General features: G+C 57.0%; 19 protein-coding genes. 12 read left to right on the top strand and 7 right to left on the bottom strand.

The genetic code is table 11. The annotated features are described in order from the left end of the window. Nucleotide 1: 1 nt before the first annotated feature. Nucleotides 2-1,684: an ABC transporter substrate-binding protein gene (locus CFU_RS16405; protein WP_238531324.1), complete on the bottom strand. Its 1,683-nt coding sequence runs from the start codon at nucleotides 1,682-1,684 to the stop codon at nucleotides 2-4. Between the two features lie 572 nt (nucleotides 1,685-2,256). Here CFU_RS16405 and CFU_RS16400 point away from each other — a divergent pair. From CFU_RS16400 to CFU_RS16375, 6 genes are all read left to right on the top strand, one after another. Next, nucleotides 2,257-4,893, top strand: coding sequence for a TonB-dependent receptor (locus CFU_RS16400; protein ID WP_041742219.1), 2,637 nt, complete (start codon nucleotides 2,257-2,259; stop codon nucleotides 4,891-4,893). Between the two features lie 344 nt (nucleotides 4,894-5,237). Further along, the gene (locus CFU_RS16395) at nucleotides 5,238-5,891 is read left to right on the top strand and encodes an energy transducer TonB (protein ID WP_041742218.1); all 654 of its coding nucleotides are present in this window, start codon (nucleotides 5,238-5,240) and stop codon (nucleotides 5,889-5,891) included. Between the two features lie 74 nt (nucleotides 5,892-5,965). Beyond that, nucleotides 5,966-6,889: a MotA/TolQ/ExbB proton channel family protein gene (locus tag CFU_RS16390; protein WP_202946158.1), complete on the top strand. Its 924-nt coding sequence runs from the start codon at nucleotides 5,966-5,968 to the stop codon at nucleotides 6,887-6,889. 2 nt (nucleotides 6,890-6,891) lie between these two features. Beyond that, complete coding sequence (locus tag CFU_RS16385; RefSeq protein WP_014007151.1) at nucleotides 6,892-7,320, top strand: ExbD/TolR family protein; 429 nt, start codon at nucleotides 6,892-6,894, stop codon at nucleotides 7,318-7,320. A gap of 13 nt (nucleotides 7,321-7,333) precedes the next feature. Continuing rightward, nucleotides 7,334-7,768 carry an ExbD/TolR family protein gene (locus CFU_RS16380; RefSeq protein ID WP_085959144.1) on the top strand — a complete coding sequence of 145 codons (435 nt, stop codon included), beginning with the start codon at nucleotides 7,334-7,336 and terminating at the stop codon, nucleotides 7,766-7,768. 160 nt (nucleotides 7,769-7,928) lie between these two features. Beyond that, entirely contained in the window at nucleotides 7,929-9,128 is a 1,200-nt protein-coding gene (locus CFU_RS16375; protein WP_238531323.1) for a tetratricopeptide repeat protein, read from the top strand. A gap of 104 nt (nucleotides 9,129-9,232) precedes the next feature. On the opposite strand, the gene CFU_RS16370 is transcribed toward CFU_RS16375, so the two are convergent. After that, nucleotides 9,233-9,460, bottom strand: a complete 228-nt coding sequence (locus tag CFU_RS16370) for a hypothetical protein (protein WP_148264865.1) — start codon at nucleotides 9,458-9,460, stop codon at nucleotides 9,233-9,235. A gap of 135 nt (nucleotides 9,461-9,595) precedes the next feature. After that, nucleotides 9,596-9,757, bottom strand: a complete 162-nt coding sequence (locus tag CFU_RS24925; protein ID WP_190275165.1) for a hypothetical protein — start codon at nucleotides 9,755-9,757, stop codon at nucleotides 9,596-9,598. 31 nt (nucleotides 9,758-9,788) lie between these two features. Between CFU_RS24925 and CFU_RS16365 the strand changes: the two genes are divergently transcribed. Beyond that, on the top strand, nucleotides 9,789-11,969 hold the full coding sequence (locus CFU_RS16365) for a prolyl oligopeptidase family serine peptidase (RefSeq protein WP_014007148.1): 2,181 nt from the start codon (nucleotides 9,789-9,791) through the stop codon (nucleotides 11,967-11,969). Nucleotides 11,970-12,217: 248 nt separating this feature from the next. Next, nucleotides 12,218-12,367 (top strand): lmo0937 family membrane protein, encoded by a 150-nt coding sequence (locus CFU_RS24575; protein WP_148264864.1) that lies wholly within the window; start codon nucleotides 12,218-12,220, stop codon nucleotides 12,365-12,367. A 9-nt stretch (nucleotides 12,368-12,376) separates the two neighbouring features. Here the strand turns inward: CFU_RS24575 and CFU_RS16360 are convergent, their stop codons facing one another. Together CFU_RS16360 and CFU_RS16355 are read right to left on the bottom strand one after the other, a co-directional pair. Continuing rightward, entirely contained in the window at nucleotides 12,377-13,771 is a 1,395-nt protein-coding gene (locus CFU_RS16360) for a CHASE3 domain-containing protein (RefSeq protein WP_014007147.1), read from the bottom strand. Nucleotides 13,772-13,957: 186 nt separating this feature from the next. Continuing rightward, nucleotides 13,958-14,824 (bottom strand): Crp/Fnr family transcriptional regulator, encoded by an 867-nt coding sequence (locus CFU_RS16355; RefSeq protein WP_014007146.1) that lies wholly within the window; start codon nucleotides 14,822-14,824, stop codon nucleotides 13,958-13,960. A gap of 772 nt (nucleotides 14,825-15,596) precedes the next feature. Here CFU_RS16355 and CFU_RS16350 point away from each other — a divergent pair. Next, complete coding sequence (locus CFU_RS16350; protein ID WP_014007145.1) at nucleotides 15,597-15,920, top strand: hypothetical protein; 324 nt, start codon at nucleotides 15,597-15,599, stop codon at nucleotides 15,918-15,920. Between the two features lie 42 nt (nucleotides 15,921-15,962). Here the strand turns inward: CFU_RS16350 and CFU_RS16345 are convergent, their stop codons facing one another. Then, a complete protein-coding gene (locus CFU_RS16345) occupies nucleotides 15,963-16,661 on the bottom strand; it encodes an aspartate/glutamate racemase family protein (RefSeq protein ID WP_014007144.1) in 699 nt (232 codons plus the stop codon). Between the two features lie 65 nt (nucleotides 16,662-16,726). Between CFU_RS16345 and CFU_RS16340 the strand changes: the two genes are divergently transcribed. Together CFU_RS16340 and CFU_RS16335 are read left to right on the top strand one after the other, a co-directional pair. Continuing rightward, the gene (locus CFU_RS16340; RefSeq protein ID WP_014007143.1) at nucleotides 16,727-17,458 is read left to right on the top strand and encodes an AzlC family ABC transporter permease; all 732 of its coding nucleotides are present in this window, start codon (nucleotides 16,727-16,729) and stop codon (nucleotides 17,456-17,458) included. Beyond that, nucleotides 17,458-17,784 carry an AzlD domain-containing protein gene (locus CFU_RS16335; RefSeq protein ID WP_041743591.1) on the top strand — a complete coding sequence of 109 codons (327 nt, stop codon included), beginning with the start codon at nucleotides 17,458-17,460 and terminating at the stop codon, nucleotides 17,782-17,784. Before CFU_RS16340 ends, CFU_RS16335 begins: the two co-directional genes overlap by 1 nt. On the opposite strand, the gene CFU_RS16330 is transcribed toward CFU_RS16335, so the two are convergent. Then, the gene (locus CFU_RS16330; protein ID WP_014007141.1) at nucleotides 17,729-18,724 is read right to left on the bottom strand and encodes a LysR family transcriptional regulator; all 996 of its coding nucleotides are present in this window, start codon (nucleotides 18,722-18,724) and stop codon (nucleotides 17,729-17,731) included. The genes CFU_RS16335 and CFU_RS16330 overlap by 56 nt on opposite strands. A gap of 144 nt (nucleotides 18,725-18,868) precedes the next feature. Here CFU_RS16330 and CFU_RS16325 point away from each other — a divergent pair, with 144 nt between their 5' ends. Beyond that, nucleotides 18,869-19,885, top strand: coding sequence for a zinc-dependent alcohol dehydrogenase family protein (locus CFU_RS16325; protein ID WP_014007140.1), 1,017 nt, complete (start codon nucleotides 18,869-18,871; stop codon nucleotides 19,883-19,885). The last annotated feature ends 6 nt before the right edge of the window (nucleotides 19,886-19,891 follow it).

The following is a 19,891-nucleotide window of genomic DNA, read 5'->3' as shown; positions in this document are numbered from 1 at the left end:
TCTAGTGTTTCTCAACATCCAGGTACTGCCAGTCGGCCTGCAGGATAGGGTGGCGCTTGAAGCCCTTGATCCAGGGCCGTATCATCCAGTTGCGCAAACGCGACGTTGTCAGCACCCAGGCGGTATCGGCTTCCATCTGGCGGCTCATGTCGATATACAGCTGGTTGCGCTCCGGGCCGGGAGGTGTCGCCCGGGCTTTGACATACAGGGCGTCATAGGCCGGCGAGCTATAGCAGCCGTTGTTGCCTTGTCCCACATTCGGTCCGTACAGCAGCTGCATGAAATTCTCGCCTTCTGGATAGTCCGCATTCCACGAGCCATTCCACATCATCAGCTTGCATTCGTTGGCGGCCCTCAGGTTGTCGGCAAAATTGCTCACTGGAAAATCTACGCGGATACCGACTTTATCTAACCCGCGCTTCCATATCTCCGAAAAAACCGTGTTGGTTGCGTTCGGTTCTGTCGTGATTTTCAAAGTCAGCGGCTTGCCGTCGGGCAAGGTGCGATAACCGTCGGCGCCGCGCTTGTAGCCAAAGCGGTCAAGCAATTTGTTTGCCAGCACCGGATCGTAGGAGATGCTGTTGCGATAGTTCGGATCGTGACCGATCACGCCTTCGGGAATCGCCATTTCCGCTTTGACCGCCAGGCCGAGACGGGCCTGGCTGATTTCATCCTTGATGTTGTACACCATTGCAATTGCGCGCCTCAGGGCATTTTTCTCGAGACTGCTGCCGCCGATCAGGGGGTCTCTGAAGTTCATGAAGATGTAGACGACGCCTGGTTCAGTCACGGTGTCCAGGGTAATGCCTTGATCGACGAAGGATTGCTTGAGCTTTTTCCCGTCGAGGACAGTCGGCGCCGCAGCTTGGGGCAGGTAGTCGAAATCGATCTGTTTGTCCTGGAAGGCCAGCCAGCGCGACTGCTCTTCTTCGATGATATTGATTTCGACACGGCCGACCTGCGGCATTTTCTTGCCCTTCATGTCACGCACCAGCTGATCGTCCCAGGCCGAGCCGGACGATTTGAAATCCCAGGTGTAACCGCGGTATTCGGGATTGGCGACCAGCACGATTTTGCTGCGCGGGACGTATTCCTGCAGCATATAAGGGCCGGTGCCAACCGGGTGCGCCGGCGTGCGGTCGCCGTAGGCGTCGACGGCTTCGCGCGCCTGGGCGCCAAAGCCGTTGAACCCCATGACGTACAGGAAATTGTAGTCAGGCGCATTGAGCTTGATCTGCAAGGTATAGCGGTCGGGAGTCAGCAGGCCGGCTATCGGCGCATCGTAGTCAAAGCGGCCGGTTTTGGCAGCCTTGGCGATCAGTTCGTCCATGCCGACGATCTTGCCTTGCAAGACGTTGGCGGATGGCGAACGATTCTTGGGATCAAGAAAACGCTTGAAGGTATAGGCGTAATCCTCTGCCGTCAGTTCGCGCCGCACGCCTTTGAAAGCGGGGTCGGGGGAAAAATAAATGCCCTTTTTGATATGGAAGACATAAGTCTTGCCACCATCGCTTACCTCCGGCATGGCCTCTGCGGTCCCCGGCACCAGCTTGGCTGGCCGCGCCAGGTAGTCGTAGGTCAGCAGACGCTCGAAAATGGCTTCCGATACCCAGTTGGAGTAGGCGTTGTAGGTGCGTACCAGATCAAAGCCATCATCCGCAGCTTGCAATGCGACACGCACCACTTTGGACGGATCCGCCGGATTATTGCCTGCCTGTACTGGAAATGCTGCACCTGCGATACCGAAAACGAGCAATATTGGTGCAATGCACGATCGGTCGAATTGCTTAAAGTTCCACATGGTTCAAATTCTTTTTTCTTGCCCTACGGGCATTTAATCGTTCCGTATTTTAATGAGAAATGGCTTGTTTGCGCCGTTAAATCGACCTATGCGTTTTTGCTTATACCCATATGCGTATTTGTTATTTGGCGTATATAAGCAACAGTATCGCCGGCGTTGCCAAATTAAATGCAGCTTTTATTTTTTTTAGGATACACTATTTTAGCTGCATTACATCATGTGGCATGTTTTTTGCTTGTAGGTGTCGGTGGGAATGTTTCTGGCAAACAATCACAAATTGGGTCCAGAAAAATAACTGCCAGTACTGGTTTTGCACGCGAAAGAAAATCTGCTTTTTGGTCGTTGTTGTGAAAAGATTTTTGACGCATCGCTCAGAAGGCGATTAACAAATCGTGTTTAGATTTATTACAAAACTTAAATTTCAACTCTAACTTTTACCCATAGGGAGTTTGGTTATGATGAAGGAACGGGGATTGCCACGTTCGCTGCGACTGATGTTTTCAGGCGGCGTTGCTGTAGGGCTAGGTCTGTTGGCCCACTCAGTGCAGGCGCAGGAGACGAAGACGGACGATGCTCCACAACAAATGCAACGGGTCGAAATTACGGGCTCGTCGATTAAACGATTAAGTGCACAAGGTGCACTGCCTGTAACGGTCATCCGGACCGACGATCTTCTCAAGGAAGGCGTCACTACAGCGCAAGAAGCACTCAACAAAATTCCGGCTAACCAGTCATCTGTCGCGACCTCCAACGCGATTGGCTCCTCTACCGGTGGCCAGTCGGCTGTCGATTTGCGCGGCATCGGCAAGGACAAGACACTGGTGCTGTTGAACGGCCGTCGCCTGCCAAAGCATCCTTATGACGGCGACAGCGTTGACTTGAACATCATTCCGCTGTCGGCGATTGACCGCATCGAAGTGCTGCGCGATGGCGCATCCGCGATTTACGGTACCGACGCAATCGGCGGCGTGGTCAACTTCATCACCAAGCGTTCGGTAACTGGCGTCAGTATCAGCGGCGACCTGGTTGCTCCTCGCTCCCCAGGTGGCACCGAGCACCATGTCAATGTCACCGGCGGCAAGGGTGATCTGGACAAGGACGGCTACAACGTTTTCGGTATCATCGATTTTCATGAGCAAAATCATGTGAAGTCTACCGATCGCGACTTTTCCAAGACCGGTATTTTCCCTGGCCATTCGGGCAGCGGTACCTCGTTCCCTGGCAACACCAACGTGGGCAATCCATACGCTGCTTCCGGCTGTAAGCCGCCATTAGCATATGTCGATGGCAAAATCTGCCGCGAAGACACGACAGCGCTGATCGACATCCTGCCGGATACGCAGCAGGTCTCGCTGTTCGGAAAAGGCAGCTTCAAGCTCAGCGCCGACGACACTGCATCCGTCGAGTACTTGCACTCGGAGAGCAAGGTCACATCGCGCGTAGCTCCAGCACCGCTGGTTGGCTACACATTGCCTAGCAGCAGCCCATACTACCCTGGCGGTTCCGCCGGCGTACCAGGCTTGGCCGGCGCAACCGGACAAGACCTGACAACCGGTTTCCGCGCGATCGATGCAGGCCAGCGGACTGACACTTCGAGCACCAAGGCGGACCGTTTGCTGTTCAGCCTGGAAGGCACGAAGTTCGGCTGGGATTACAAGACCGGCCTGTCATATTCGAACAGCCGCACCAAGGACTGGTTTACCCAAGGGTATGTAAACGACCAGATGATCAGCGACGGCGTTACAGCTGGCATCATCAATCCGTTCGGACCGCAAAGCGCAGCAGGATCCGCGCTGATCAACGACGCTCAAATGCGCGGCACCGTGCTGTATGCGAAGAATGAAACAACAAACTTCGATTTTACAGCCAGCCGTGAGCTGTTCAACCTGCCTGCAGGTCCAGTGGGCTTTGCGATCGGTACCCAGTTCACGCACGAGAAGGCTTCCTTCAACGTGAACGAAGATATCGCCTTGCAAGCAGCTAGCTCCGGTTTGGTTGACGCCAAGTCGACATCGGGCCAACGCGATATTTCGGCTCTGTTTACCGAGTTGAACATCCCTATCGTCAAGGATCTGGAAGCGCAGCTGGCAGCTCGTTATGACCGTTACAGCGACGTCGGCAGCACAATCAATCCAAAAATTGCATTGCGCTACCAGCCGATCAAGCAACTGCTGTTGCGCGGTTCGGCAAGTACCGGTTTCCGTGCTCCTACCTTGTTCGAGAAAAACAAGCCACAACAGCTGACATACACCAGCGATCAGTATAACGATCCAGTACGTTGCCCAGGCGGTACCCCAATCGGACCGCAGGTCGACCCGTCAGTCGAATGCGGACAGCAACAGTTCATCCAGCAAGGCGGCAACAAGAACCTGCAACCGGAAAAATCGAAGACGTTTTCGGTGGGCTTCGTAGTTGAGCCGGTGAAAGATGTGACAGCGTCGATCGACTACTGGAACATCCACATCAAGAACACCATCGGTGGCTTGCCTGAGCAAACCATCTTTGCTGATCCGGTGAAATATGCTGACCGTTTCGTCCGCAATGCCGATGGTTCCCTGGCTTATATCATTGCTACCAATGACAACCTGGGCGACACCAAGACCAGCGGCCTGGACGTCAGCCTGAACTGGCGCCTGGGCAAGACTGCATGGGGTAACTTTGCATTCAACCTGGACGGTACATATGTGTTGAAATATGACTACCAAAACGAGAAGAATGGCGAGTTCGTCCATAACGCAGGCCGTTATGCGGACGCGAATCCAGTATTCCGCTGGCGTCATAACGCGGGCATCCTGTGGAGCAATGGTCCATGGAGTGGTTCGCTGACACAAACCTACGAATCGCACTACAACGATCAGAGCCCGGATGCGAACGGCAATGATATCAAGGTCCCTTCTTATACCTTGTACAACATATCTGGTACCTATTCGGGCTTCAAGAACCTGGTTCTGACTGCCGGCCTCAAGAACATTTTCGACAAGAAGCCGCCATTCTCCAACCAAGTGACGACGTTCCAGGTAGGCTACGATCCTCGCTACACCGACGCAATCGGCCGTGCGTTCTTCGTCCGCGCCAACTATCAGTTCATGTAATAACAGAACCTGATTGGCTTATGTTCTTTTCGTAAGCGACCACCTGGGATGTTTTCCAGGTGGTTTTGGCTTTCCAGAATGGCTAAGCTGAGAACGATGTTTCTGCTGTTTCATAACTCATTGATGTAATATTTACTGACACGCTGGATCAAGTGATGGCAAACTAGAAATCCTCTGTAGGGTTTTCCATACGAGGGCATTGCATTGTTGATCATGTGTTAGTCACCCCGCATAGCAGCAGCTGGATGACTGGTACGATTTTTGCGAGATGTAAATTGGCTATCCACTCATCAGATTGCATAAGTTTTTAGCAATTGAATAATGTAGTATCGGAGGAAAGAGGCATGGATTTCACGCAGGATGGGAGAAACCCTTCCAAGAATATTGTTGGCATCAGCGTGGTTGTTCTTCTGCATGTAGCTCTAGTTTATGCGTTGATTACAGGGCTGGCCCGTAAAGTTGTCGAAGTCATTCAGCAACCGGTCGAAACCAAGATCATCGAGGAGATCAAGCCGCCGCCACCGCCACCACCACCGGACAAGCCGGTACCGCCACCGCCAAAATCGGTTGCGCCACCGCCACCGTTCGTACCTCCACCAGAGGTAAAAGTAACGCCGCCGCCGCAAGAGAACGTGATTGCTGCTGTAACCAATGTCAAACCGCCAACCAATGATTTGCCTACTTCCGTAGCGCAACCATCGGCAACCGGTGAAGCAGGGCCTTCGCATACCAGTGCAAAAATTGCTGGGAATTGCGATAAGCCGGAATACCCACGGACTTCGTTGCGCAATGAGGAAGAGGGTACTGTTACTGTCAGGCTGACAATTGGCACTGATGGTAATGTGGTCGATTCCACTGTTGAAAAAGGCAGCGGTTTCAAGGATCTGGACAGAGCCACTGTAAAAGCGTGGAGCTTGTGCCATTTCACCCCTGCCATGGCTGATGGCAAACCTGTGCAGTCTACGACAAAAATGCAGTATGTCTGGAAGCTGGAATAATCAAAGTGTAGAACCACTACCTTGTCCGTTATCCTAGCAATCTAATTTATAAAATTTGGAGTATTAGTATGTCTATCACTCGTAATCGCTTATCCGCCCTTGTCACCGCCCTGATGATCTCCGCCGCGACGATCTCAGCGCCACTGGCAGCAATCGCCCAAACACCCGCCGCAGCATCGGCTGCCGCAGCGTCGGCACCAGCAGCCGCAGATGCGCCGAAAGCGGCCGACACTGCAGCAGCATCGCTGGCAGATACCCCAACCCCACCGCCGCAGCCTGCAGCCAAGGAAACCGTCGACAATCCGTACGGCCTGGACGCCCTGTGGAAAGGCGGCGACTTCGTAGCCCGTGGCACCCTGATCATCCTGGTGCTGATGTCGATGGGTAGCTGGTACATCATCATCACCAAGCTGATCGAGCAGGTGAAACTGATGGGCCAGGCTAAAAATGCACAAAAGACATTCTGGAAAGCCGCTAGCGTTGAGGCAGGCGTCTCCGGCCTCAAGCCAAACAGCGCTTACCGTTTCATCGCCCAAAACGGCGTGAACTCCACTCAGCATCATGACGGCGCGTTGCTGGAACAGATCGACCTGAACACCTGGGTGACCATGTCGATCCAGCGTTCGGTGGAAAAAGTCCAAAGCCGCCTGCAAGACGGCCTGGCATTTTTGGCAACTGTCGGTTCGACGGCGCCGTTCGTCGGCCTGTTCGGTACCGTCTGGGGTATTTACCACGCGCTGACCGCGATCGGTATCGCCGGCCAGGCGTCGATCGACAAGGTGGCCGGTCCGGTCGGTGAAGCACTGATCATGACCGCGATCGGTCTGGCAGTAGCTGTGCCTGCGGTTCTGGGCTACAACTGGCTGGTTCGCCGCAACAAGAGCGCCATGGAAGAAATCCGCTCGTTCAGCGCCGACCTGCACTCGGTCCTGCTGAGCGGCGTGATGTCCTCGAGCTCGGCAGTCCAGGTCGCCCACATCAATAAAAAGGTTGGCTGATCATGGCGATGTCACTCGGCTCTCCCGATGGGGATGAAGACGAAGTGATCGGCACGATCAACACGACGCCGCTGGTGGACGTCATGTTGGTCTTGCTGATCATCTTCCTGATCACGATTCCGGTGGTGACGCATACGATTCCAGTGAAGCTGCCGAACGAATTCGACGAACCTTATAAAACCAAGCCGGAGAACATCAACCTGGCGGTCAATAAGCAAGGCGACATGTTCTGGAACGAGCAACTGGTGCCGAATACCGCGACCTTGCTGGCCAAGCTGAAGGAAGTGGCAGTCGTTGTGCCGCAACCGGAACTGCATATCCGTGGCGATCAGCAAACCAAGTACGAATATATCGGCAAGGTGATCCTGACGGCGCAACGGGCGGGCATTGCGAAAATCGGTTTCATTACCGAACCGCCGGCACGCAACTGATAGGAGTATTGCAATGGGTATGAATGTAGGTTCTTCGGGCGGCAACGCCAATGATCCGGAACCGATGATGGAAATGAACATGACGCCGCTGATCGACGTCATGCTGGTGCTGATCATCATGCTGATCATCACGATTCCGATCCAGAATCACGCGATCAAGCTGAACATGCCGACCGGTAATCCGCCGCCGCCGCTGGCCTTGCCGGTGGTCGACACGGTGGACATCGATCCGACCGGCACAGTGATGTGGAACGGTACGCCGATGGCGAACCGTGCCGAGCTGGAAGACCGCCTGAAAACGGTGGTTGCCGGCGGCAATATCGATGAAGTGCACCTGCGGCCGAACAAGCTGGTGGAGTACAAGTCGGTGGCTGCCGTGATGGCGTCGGCGCAGCGGCTGGGCGTCACCAAGATCGGCATCGTCGGCAACGAGCAGTTCATGGAGTAATCAATAGCATTTGTTTTTGCACCAGAAAATAGGCAGGGTCATACCCCTGCCTATTTTCGTTTTTTCGATTGAAAGAATCGCTATGTCCAAATTACCAAAACTACGGTTTGCACCAATTTTCATGTTGTTGGCAGCAGTGGGCCTGACCACGGCCCTTCCAATGGCTGGCCTTGCTCCGTTGGCCCATGCCGCGGATGACAGCGCCAAAGCCGAGACAGTGCGCCCGGAAATAGGTACGCCATTGCAGGCGGCGCAAGCTCTCATCAAAGAAGAAAAATACAAAGAGGCGCTTGCCAAGATCGCTGAAACCGATGCCGTCGCTAACAAGACTCCTTACGAAATCTATTCCATAGACCGCCTGCGCGGCGCCACCGCAGCACGCGCCGGCGATACCAAGCTGGCAGGCAGTTCGTTTGAAGCAGTGGTTGCTTCCGGACGCCTTGCCCCGGACGAGCAAGCCAAGATCGTGCGCGCGCTGGGCAGCCTGTACTACGACGCGGAAGACTATCCGAAGGCTATCACCTGGCTATCGCGCTCGCTGAAAGAGGGCGGCAACGATGCGCAAACGCGGACACTGCTGATCCAGTCCTACTACCTCAGCAACGACATCGCGCGCGCCACCAGCGAACTGCAAAAAGACATCGCGGCGGATGAAAGCGCCGGCAAGACGCCGCGCGAGCAAGACCTGAAGCTGCTGGTCAGTTGCGCACTCAAGACCAACGACAAGCCTGCATACCTGAGCTCGCTGGAAAAGCTCAATACCTATTATCCAAAGAAAGAGTATTGGATCGACATACTCAGCCGGGTGCAGAGCAAGCCGGGCTTTCCCGATAATTTGACACTGGATTTGTATCGCCTCAAGGCCGCCGCCGTGCAGTTGCAAACCAGCGTCGAATTCACCGACGTCGCGCAACTGGCGTTGCTGGGAGGTTTCCCGGCCGAAGCAAAAACCATATTGGACAAAGGCTACCAGTCTGGCATCCTGGGCAGCGGCCCGGAAGCAGCCAAGCAAAAGCGCCTGCGCGACCAGGCCAACAAAGGCATGGCGGATGACCAGAAGAGCATGGCGCAGAGCGAAGCTTCGGTCAACGCCAGCAAAGAAGGCACCGGCCAGCTCAATCTTGGCTATGCGCTGGTCACGGCAGGCCAGTTTGACAAAGGCCTGGCGCTGATGGAAAACGGCCTGAAGAAGGGTGGCCTCAAACGTCCTGAGGAAGCCAAGCTGCACATGGGCATCGCTTATCAGCTGGCGGGACAGAAAGACAAGGCGATCCAGGCGTTCAAATCGGTGCAAGGCACCGATAGCGTTGCCGATCTGGCGCGCTTGTGGATAGTCCAGGTCAACCATCCCCTCAACTGATCTGCGCAGGGAACAATTGATCCATTAAAAAAGACAGGGTCGTTTGCATTTGATGTGCAAACGACCCTGTCTTTCATGGGACCGACATTTGTTGAAGCCGTGGATCAGTTTTGACCGGCACGCTGCTGCATCGCGCCGTTTGCCCGCATATTTGCTGCTTCCTCGCCGGAGAGTACTTTGACATTCGTCGCCTTGGATTTCTTGACCGGCAGATTGCTGCCGGTGACGTAGGTGGATTCTTCAGTACTTGACGCTGTATTCGAATCCGTATCGGAACTGGCGCATGCGGATAGAAGAGGGAGGATGAAAGCGCAAAAGAATAGTTTTTTCATGGTGTTATTTTTTTTGTCTCCAAAAAACGGGAAACACATCTTTCCTTTAAAGAGTGGTGTTTATATACATTGAGTTACTTTTGGCAACATAAGATAACATATTTGTTTTTGAAAAAGTAACATGGCAGAGGTGTTTTATCGATTTTGGAGAAATTCCCAGAGCGTCAGCCGCAGCCTGTTTTTCCCGCATTGCATCACCGCCTGCCGCTCCAGATTGGCGTCGGCTGCAATCGATGATAATTTGCTTCCCTTACGCCGCAGCCACCAGCCACCGGCGTATTTTTCAGCTTTGCTCACCTGATTTCACCCAAATCACAACGGACAAAACATGCACCTCAAACACGCACTAACTCTATCCGCGATCCTCGTCAGCGGCGGCAGCATCGCCCAGCAATGCCCTGCAGGCGGCCAGGCCCTGACTTATCCGGTCAGCAAAAAAACCGACCAGGTAGACGATTATCACGGCGTCAAGGTAGCCGACCCTTACCGCTGGCTGGAAAACGGCAACAGCGACGATACCAAGGCTTGGATAGAAGCGCAAAACGCGCTGACCCAAGGTTTCCTCGAAAAAATCCCGGCGCGCGCAGCGATACGCGAGCGGCTCACCAAGCTGTGGAATTTCGAACGCTTCAGCGTGCCCTTCAAGGAAGGCGGGCGTTACTTTTTCAACCGTAACGACGGCCTGCAAAACCAGGCAGTGTTATACACCGTCAAGCAACTCGACGACGAGCCGCGCCTGCTGCTCGATCCGAACAAGCTGGCGACGGACGGCACGGTGGCGCTGGCAGGCATTGCGGTCAGCCCGAACGGCAAATACCTGGCCTACGGCACAGCCGCTTCCGGCTCCGACTGGAACGAATGGAAAGTGCGCGATATCGACAGCGGCAAAGACACTGCCGACCATTTGCAGTGGGTAAAATTCTCGGGCGCATCCTGGGCCCACGACAGCTCCGGCTTTTTCTACAGCCGTTACGACGCACCGAAAGAAGCCACCAAACTGGCCGACGTCAATTATTTCCAGAAACTGTACTTCCATAAACTCGGCACTTCACAAGACAACGATGTCCTGGTCTACGACAGGCCGGATCAGAAGGAGTGGGGTTTCGCCGGCCATGTCACCGACGACGGCAAATACCTGATCGTCAGCATTTCGCAAGGCACAGAACAAAAGAATCGCGTGTACTACAAGGAGCTGGGCAAGAAAGACGCAAAAATGCTGCCGCTGCTCGACGATTTCGATGCCTCTTACGATTTCATCGACAACGATGGTCCGGTGTTCCTGTTCAACTCCAACAAAGACGCGCCCAAGGGCCGGATCATCGCGATCGACACGCGCCATCCCGAAGCCGAAAAATGGCAGGTGATCGTGCCCGAGGCCGAGCAAACCTTGCAGGGAGCGAACGTGGTCGACCAGCGCCTGGTGCTGGATTACCTGAAAGACGCGCGCAGCCAGGTCAAGGTATTCACGCTGGACGGCAAGCTGGTGCGCGAGGTCGACTTGCCTGGGATAGGCTCGGCCAGCGGTTTCGGCGGCAAGCGCCACGACAAGGAAACCTTCTATTCGTTTACCAGCTTTACCACGCCAGCCTCCATTTACCGGTATGACGTGGCCAGCGGCAAGAGCAGCCTGTACCGGCAGCCGAAGGTCGATTTCGATCCGAGCGCTTTCGAGACGCGCCAGGTTTTCTACAGCAGCAAGGACGGCACCCGAGTGCCGATGTTCATCGTCTCCAAAAAAGGCTTGAAGCTGGACGGCAGCAACCCGACTTATCTCTACGGTTACGGCGGCTTCAACATTTCTCTGACGCCGGCGTTCTCGGTGCCTAACCTGGCCTGGATGGAAATGGGCGGTGTGTATGCCTTGCCCAACCTGCGCGGCGGCGGCGAGTACGGCAAAGCCTGGCATGAAGCCGGCACCAAGCTGCAGAAGCAAAACGTGTTCGACGATTTCATCGGCGCGGCGCAGTGGCTGATCGCCAATCAATATACCTCGCCGCAGAAACTGGCAATCGGCGGCGGCAGCAACGGCGGCCTGCTGGTCGGCGCCACCATGGTGCAACGGCCGGACCTGTTTGCCGCGGCGATCCCTGCGGTCGGCGTGATGGACATGCTGCGCTTCCATAAATTCACCATCGGCTGGGGCTGGACTTCGGATTACGGTTCTTCCGATAACGCCGACGAGTTCAAGGCTTTGTATGCCTACTCGCCGCTGCACAACCTGAAGCCGGGCACCTGCTATCCGGCCACGCTGGTGACTACCGCCGACCACGATGACCGCGTGGTGCCGGCCCACAGCTTCAAGTTTGCCGCCACCGAGCAGGCCGACCAAGCGGGCGCGGCGCCGGTGCTGATACGCATCGACACCAAGGCCGGGCATGGCGCCGGCAAGCCGACCTCGAAGCAGATCGAGGAAGTGGCCGATCGCTGGGGTTTTCTGACCAAGGTGCTGGATATGCACCTGGCGCCGGGCGCGGTGGCCGGCAATCCACCTGAACCGTCAGCCGACTGACGACAGGTAACGGCGGCTGGCGGTCCATGCCAGCCGGCCGTTGCAGCAAGCTGGCGAGTTGCTTCACTCTTTCCTACACAGTTATCAGCATTGCTCTGATATCGGTCCGGCTCTTCCGATACTACGATTTGTTCAAGGGCTCTTGCATAACGAGGAACAGGCAGTACTGTCCTCGCAGCGAGCCATTGTCCTTGTCTGTCGTTTGCGACGGACAAGGTAATCCTGGTGGGACAATAACGGAGGCAGCCATGCTGTATACCATCGCTGTAGTGCTTGTCATCTTGTGGCTGATTGGATTGGTCACGTCTTATACAATCGGCGGCTTCATCCATGTTTTGCTGGTGGTCGCCATCATCATGGTGCTGCTGCGGGTTATCAACGGGCAAAAGCCCATGTAGGGTCTGTCCTTATCCGGCGACCGAGGCGTCAGCTTGCGCCGCCGGGTTGAAAGGGAGGTAGGCATCAATCACGGTGCCCCTGCCGTTTGCGGCAGCGGTCACCGTCAGGTTCCCGCCAAGCAGCAGCATCCGTTCGCGCATGCCGATCACGCCATGCGATTTCGATTTTTTTAACGCTTCCGCTGTAATGCCGATGCCGTCATCGGCAATCAGCAGGCGCAGCCCTTGGTCCGCCGCCCGCAGCGAGATCCAGACCTGCGTCGCCTGCGCATATTTGGCGATATTGGTCAGGGCTTCCTGGGCAACGCGGAACAGGGCAATCGCCGATGACGGATCGATTTTGTCAAACTCATCGGAGATATCGGTATTCACCTGCAGGCTGCTGATCTTTTCAAATTCGCTGGCCTGTTCCATCAAAGAGGCCGCCAATCCCATGGTATCCAAAACGCTGGGCCGCAAATTTTCTATGATGCGGCGTTTCAGGCCGATCGTGGTCTTGATCGTGGCGCTGGCGCGCTGCAGGCGCTCAGCCAGTTCCGGCTCGGTTGGCCGCAGCTTTTCGGTCACCATCGAAATATCCATGGCGAGCACGGTAAGGTTGGAGCCCAGCTCATCGTGCAGCTCGCGCGCCAGCTTGGCCTTTTCCTGTTCCGATACATTGATCAGGTGCCGCGACAAAATCGACAGCTGTTCCGTGCGCGCCAGGACGCGTGCCTCAAGATGTTCGTTGCTGGCTTTCAGCTCGCCTTCTGCCGCCAGCCTTTTGAAAAAGCTGCGGGCGATCAGCTGGTAAAACAGGACCAGCACCAGCAGGGCCATGATATTGATTGCCATGCCGACCGCCACCGCAATCTGGTAGCGCTGGTAGAATCTGCCGCTGCGCGCGGCCAGCAGGGCATTCTCTTCGCTTTCCATGACGACCACCTGCAGGCGGATTTCATCCATGGTGCTGCGGCCTTCCCCGGTTTTCGCCAGCATCACTATCTGTTCCAGTCCGCCGTCGTTGAATGCGGCGAGGCCTTCCTTCATCAGCTGGATTTTTTTGTCGAACAGCGCTTTCAGCTCGACCAGGTTTTTGCTCTGGACCGGATTGTCCTTCAGCAGTTCAGCCATGGCCTTGAATTCGGGCTCGATTTTCTTCTGGGCTGTCAGCCAGGGGCCCAGGTAGGTTTTATTGCCGGATAAATAATAGCCGCGCAAGCTGCTTTCCGCGTCCATGATCAGCACATTGACGTTTTTCAGGCGGTCTTTTACGTCCCAGGAATGTTCTATCCAGCTATTGGTGTTGCGCAGGGACAGCAGGTTGTTATAGAGACTGATGGCGTTGCCGGCCAGGATGACAGCGCAGAGGGCGAAGATGATCGTGATGAAGGCTGGCAAAGAATGATGGAATGTTCTTTTCACAATCTTTTCATTGGCAGTGGAATAACGATTTCCTATCGGACAAGGGTATATGGCCCCTCTCTTTTTGTCCCGACGCCAGCCAAGTGTACCTCAACGGCGCCGGCGCACAAGCGGAGCCTGAGGTGCCCTTTGGGGCATGCCTGGGGAAAATGGGGCACGTGGAGTGTATGTATGGCAGACGATGTCCTATGAGACCTTTTTCTCGCAGAGCGTTTCGTGATAGTCGTGCTTCAGTCCCAGGTAGCATTCGCACGCCCGCGCTTCCAGGCCATCCCGGTCCAGCACGGTCAGGTGTCCGCGCGCGTATTGGATCAAGCCGTCCTCTTGCAGTTTGCCGGCCGCTTCAGCGATGGATTCGCGCCGCACGCCCAGCATTGCGGCTATCGAGCTTTGCGTAACGCTGATTTCATTGCCAGGCAGGCGATCCAGCGTCAGCAGCAGGGTGCGGCACAACTGCTGCGGCACGCTGTGATGGCGATTGCACACGGCAGTTTGCGACATTTGCGCAAGCAGGGTCTGGGTATAGCGCAGCAATAGCTGCTGCAAGGCGCCGCCGCGAGCGAATTCTTCCGTCAGCATACTGGCCTTCAGGCGGAATCCGTACCCCGCGCTTTTCACGGTCGCCCGGTTCAGGCTCTTGCCGCCGCCCATGAACAAGGTCACGCCCAGTGCGCCTTCGTTGCCGATCACGGCAGTTTCGGCCGAGCTGCCGTCTTTCATGTCATGCAGCAGGGAAATGATGCTGCTGGTGAGGAAATAGATATGGCGTATCTGGCTATCCGCTTCGCAAACCGTCATGCCGAACGGCATCGCGACAAATTCGAGATGCGGCAGCAAGCGCCGGAAATCTTCAGACGGCAAGGCATCGAGTATGTGGTTTTGCAAGGGATTGTGGCCATACAGGCCGGCAATACGGAGCGAGGTGAGGTTTTGCGTCCCCGGCTGGATCACTTCGCCCATGCCATCCCGGCGGAGAACCGACAGCACCGCTGTGTTATTTTTCGCGCTTTTTTTCAAGGTGTCGCAATTGTTCAATACGTAAGCCATCGCCATCTCCTTTGAGGATGTGGTTTGTACCGCTGTGTATTGATAATTGCACTGCAGGAGGATTTTCGAAATCAGCGCTTATCTTCTTCTGCTGTAGGAATGCACTGACACAAGAGCCAGACCGGATAGGTATCCAGCTTGAAAAAATGCGGTTGACGCCTGTGGCGCCAACCGCGGTCTGCTGGGTTAGGTGCCAGAACTGGCGCCCGATGCAGCTGGTGTGGCCGGTGCGGCCGGCGTAGCGTCAGGAGCCGACGGTGCGGGAGCTGGCGGAGCCACTGGGGGCATTGCTTGCTGGGTTGCCGGCGGAGTGGCTGTGGCAGGAGCATTAGGGTCATCCGTTTTTTTACACCCGCTGACCGCGATCATGGCAATTGCTGTAACGATAAGTGTGTGTTTAAGTAACATATTCTCTCCATCGGATGGGGGCCGGCATGTCAAAACCGCCACCATCAAAAAATGAAAAATGAACTGCTGACGCTTATATCTTTGTGCAAAATTCCGCGAATGTAAAGTTTGAATCTGTAGTTTTAGTGCCTGGCCATATCCGCCGTGGGGCCGAAAATCGGCCGGAAAGCCGCATGCATAAAGGGATAGCGCAATTTTTCGGGGGCGATGCGCTAAGTTGCCTAGCGCACAAAACTGATCCGGATTTGCCATTAACCTTGATTGCGTGTCGGTACGATAAATCGATCTTGCGGTCTGTCGGCACGGCGTGTTTGCATCGGCGCCAACTGTTCGCATCTGACTCCAAGCTCATCTTTACAAAGGACTTGTCATGAAAAACATGCATACCCTCATGCTGGCTGCTTCGGCGCTGCTTTGCATCAATCTGGCCCAGGCCCAAACCACGGCGCCTGCCGAAGATGCTGCTCCGGCCCCGGCCGTCAGCGCCGATGCACAAGCCACCACGACCGATCCACTGGTGCAAAAACGGCAAGCCGACAGCGATGCCAAGGCAGAATACAAGGCCAAGAAAAAAACCGCGAAGGCAAACATGAAAGTAGAAAAAGCAGAAGCGAAATCGGATATGAAAGAACAGAAACGGGAAGCGACCGAGGCCCGCGACAAGGCCATGGCGACCGATCCCATACCTAAATAAAACACTGTCCGACTGCAGCCGCGATTGCTGGCGCCGCAGACATCATGTTGCGGCAAGCGCCCAGTCCGCGGCCTTGCGCGCGTGGATGCCGGTGGTGTCGAACAACGGCACCGCCGAATCCGCGGCGCCGATCAACAGCGAGATCTCGGTGCAGCCGAGGATGATCGCTTGTGCTCCTTGCGCGACCAGGCTTGCGATCACCCGGCGATATTCCGCGCGCGATGCCGCGGTCGCCTGGCCCAGGCAAAGTTCGTCGTAGATGATGCGATGGACCACCTCGCGGTCTTCCAGCCCGGGCGTCAATATCTGCAGGCCGTGGCGTTCCTGCAGGCGGTCTTTGTAGAAAGCCTGCTCCATGGTGAAGCGGGTGCCGAGCAAGCCTATCTTCGACAAACCTGCCTGCTTGATTTCATCGGCGGTGGGATCCGCGATATGGAACAAGGGAATGGCGACTGCGGCTTCGATCGCGGCAGCGACCTTGTGCATGGTGTTTGTGCACAACACCAGGAAGTCGGCCCCGGCGCGCTCCAGCGCCTGCGCCGCGTCAGCCATCCTGGCGCCGGCGGCGTCCCAGTCGCCGGCATGCTGCAAGCGTTCTATCTCGTGGAAATCGACGCTGTAGAGAATGATCTTTGCGGAGTGCAGCCCGCCCAGCTGTTGCTTGACCGCCTGGTTGATCTGGCGGTAGTAGGGTACGGTCGATTCCCAGCTCATGCCGCCGATAAGGCCTATTGTTTTCAAACAAACTCCCGGTGGTGAAAATTGACGTTTGCCATTACTATTCCGGCATCACAAAGGAATAGCTTATGCCGCATCCCACTTCCCTGTCCAGTTTTGCCGCCGGCGCCCGCGACACCATCCCGATGATGGTCGGCGCGGCGCCGTTCGGCGTGATTTTCGGCGCGCTGGTTGCCGCCGGCCCGCTGGTTCCGTGGCAAGGCCAGCTGATGTCGCTCGGCGTGTTCGCCGGCTCCAGCCAGTTCATCGCGGTCGGCCTGGCGGCGGGGCAGGTCGGTTTGCTGGTGATCTGGATGGCCACCTTCATCGTCAACCTGCGCCACATGCTGTATGCGGCGACCTTGCTGCCGCACGTCAGCCATCTGCCGGCGCGCTGGCGCTTCCTGCTCGGTTTCCTGCTGACCGATGAAACCTTTGCCGTGATGAACGCCTACTACCTCAAGCACGCGCATACGCCGCAGGGACATTGGTATTTCCTGGGATCGGGTTTGTCGATGTACGGCAACTGGCAATTGTGGACCTTGCTCGGCCTGCTGTTCGGCACGGCGTTCCCTCAACTGCAGACACTGGGACTGGATTTTGCGATGGTGGCGACATTCATCGCGATCGTGGTGCCGCAGCTGTTTCGTTTGCCGCAGCTGGCTGCCGCAGTGGCCGCCGGCGCCTTCGCCTGGTTCCTGCGCGACCTGCCTTATAAGCTGGGGCTGCTGGCAGCGATCCTGGCCGGCGTCGGCGTCGGCCTGGCGCTGTCGCACTGGCAGGCGCTGCGCCGCGCAGCCAAGATAGGGAGCAAAGCATGATGTACTACACCTGGATGATCGTCGGCATGGCGCTGATCACGGTATTCATCAAGGCGGCGATCTTCATGCTCGGCGAGCGCGCCGCCTTTCCGATCTGGCTGAAGGAAGCGCTGGCCTTTGTGCCAGTCACCGTGCTGACGGCGATCATCGTGCCGATGGTGCTGGCGCCGCACAATCAGGGCCTCGAGCTGAGCTGGCGCAATCCGCAGCTGATCGCCGCCATCGCCGCAGTCCTGGTGTGCGCCGCCACGCGGCGGCAGCTGTTGACCATCATGGTTGGATTGCTGGTGTTTTTTGCCTGGCAGTTCGGGGTGCTGGGACACTAGCCGGTTTGCAGTTGGCCGCAGATTTCGGGCGCTGCATGTGGCCTACCATCGGCGGGATTTCCGCCACCAGGGCGTCGATCGCCACCCGCGTCTTGGTCGGCAGGTAACGCGACTGCGGCCACACTACATGGATCTCGGTAGGCAGCACGCTTTCGCTGTCGATCACCAGCACCAGTTCGCCGGCGGCGGCATGTTTCGACATCAGCCAGCAAGGCAGCCAGGCCAGCCCGGCGCCGGCTACCGCGGCATCGGCGATGGCTTGCAGGTCGTCGAACACCAGCCGGATATCCACTTGTGGCTTGTGCACCTGGCCGGCGCTGTCGCGCACGCGCCAGGGCTCCAGGCGGCCGGCGCGGCCGTAGGCAATGCCTGAATGCCGGCTCATCTCCGCCACGCTGGCCGGCGTGCCGTGCGCCGCCAGGTAGGAGGGTGCGGCGCAGATCGACATGTCTTGCGTGGCGAGGCGGCGCGCGACCAGGGTGGTGCTGTCGGGCGGGCTGCCGACGCGTATCGCCAGGTCGTATTTTTCTTCCACCAGATCTTCCACCCGGTCGCTGAACGAAATTTCGATCGTCAGCCGCGGGTGGCGCCGCGCCAGCGCCAGCAGCACCGGCGCCACGCAATGGCGGCCGAACAGCACCGGCACGCTGACGCGCAATCGCCCGATAGCTTCGCTTTTGCCGCTGTCCAGCGCCGAGGCGCCGGCGTCGAGTTCTGCCAGCGCGCGCACGCAACGTTCGTAATAGGCCTGGCCGTCTTCGGTCAGGCTCTGGCTGCGTGTGGTCCGTTGAAACAGGCGCACGCCCAGGCGCTGCTCCAGCCGCGCGATGCTTTTACCTACTGCCGAGCGCGTGAGGCGCATCCGTTCCGCCGCCAGCGCAAAGCTGCCGGCTTCTACGGCCTCGACAAAAGCACTGATGCCATGCAAGCGATCACTCATTTTATTGTATCCATTTGCGCTACATACTAAGTAAAAAATACCGTCACTGATGAAAATTAAGAACCTATATCATAACAGTCAATCCCGCCGCTGACATTGCGGCGGCCAGGCACAGACAGTATGTGAAACGAACAGGAGATTTCCATGCAGGCTTATCAAATTCAGGCAGGGCAAAAGATTGCAGGACTGGAACGGGTCCAGCGCGACAGCGCGCCGCTGGCAGCACACCAGGTACGTGTCCGCATGCATGCGGTATCGCTCAATTACCGCGACTTGATGATCGCCGACGGCTCTTATCTCAGCACCGGCGACAAACCGGTGATTCCGGGCTCGGACGGCGCCGGTGAAGTGATCGAAACAGGGGCTGCAGTGAGCCGCTTCCGCGTCGGCGACCGGGTCGTTGGTTCGTTCTTTCCGGACTGGATCAGCGGCGCGCCGACGCCGCTGAACAGCGCCCGCGCGCTTGGCGCCGTCACGGATGGCGTGCTGGCCGAAGAAGTGGTGCTGGACGAAGCATCCTGGGTGGCGATTCCGCCGCACCTGGACTACCTCCAGGCCGCGACCTTGCCGTGCGCCGGCGTCACTGCCTGGAACGCCTTGTTCGTCGAAGGCGCTCTCAGGGCCGGCGACAGCGTGCTGCTGCTGGGCACCGGCGGCGTTTCGATCTGGGCGCTGCAGCTGGCCAAGGCGGCCGGGCTGCGCACCATCATCACCTCGTCCAGCGACGCCAAGCTGGAGCGGGCACGTGCCCTGGGCGCCAGCGCCACCATCAATTACCGCAATACACCGGAATGGCAAGACGAAGTGTTGCGCCTCAATGGCGGCACCGGGGTCGACCTGGTGCTGGAAGTCGGCGGCCAGGGCACGCTGGCGCGCTCCATCCGCAGCACCAGGATGGGCGGCACGATTGCCATCATCGGCGGCGTCAGCGGTTTCGGCGGCGAGCTCGATCCGTTCGCCCTGATCGGCGGCGCCAAGCGCTTGTCGGGTATCTTCGTCGGCAGCCGCGAGATGCTGGAAGATCTCAACCGGTTCGTGGAAGTGGCAGCGATACAGCCGGTGGTGGACAAGGTGTTTCCGTTCCAGCAGGCGCGCGAAGCTTATACCTACCTGGAACAGGCCGGCCACTTTGGCAAAGTGGTGATTGAAGTGACTAAATAATTTAGT

It is taken from the genome of Collimonas fungivorans Ter331 (assembly GCF_000221045.1).
GTDB classification, from domain to species: domain Bacteria; phylum Pseudomonadota; class Gammaproteobacteria; order Burkholderiales; family Burkholderiaceae_D; genus Collimonas; species Collimonas fungivorans_A.
The sequence above is the reverse complement of the archived record's forward strand: the minus strand, read 5'-3'. Positions and strand labels throughout refer to the sequence as shown.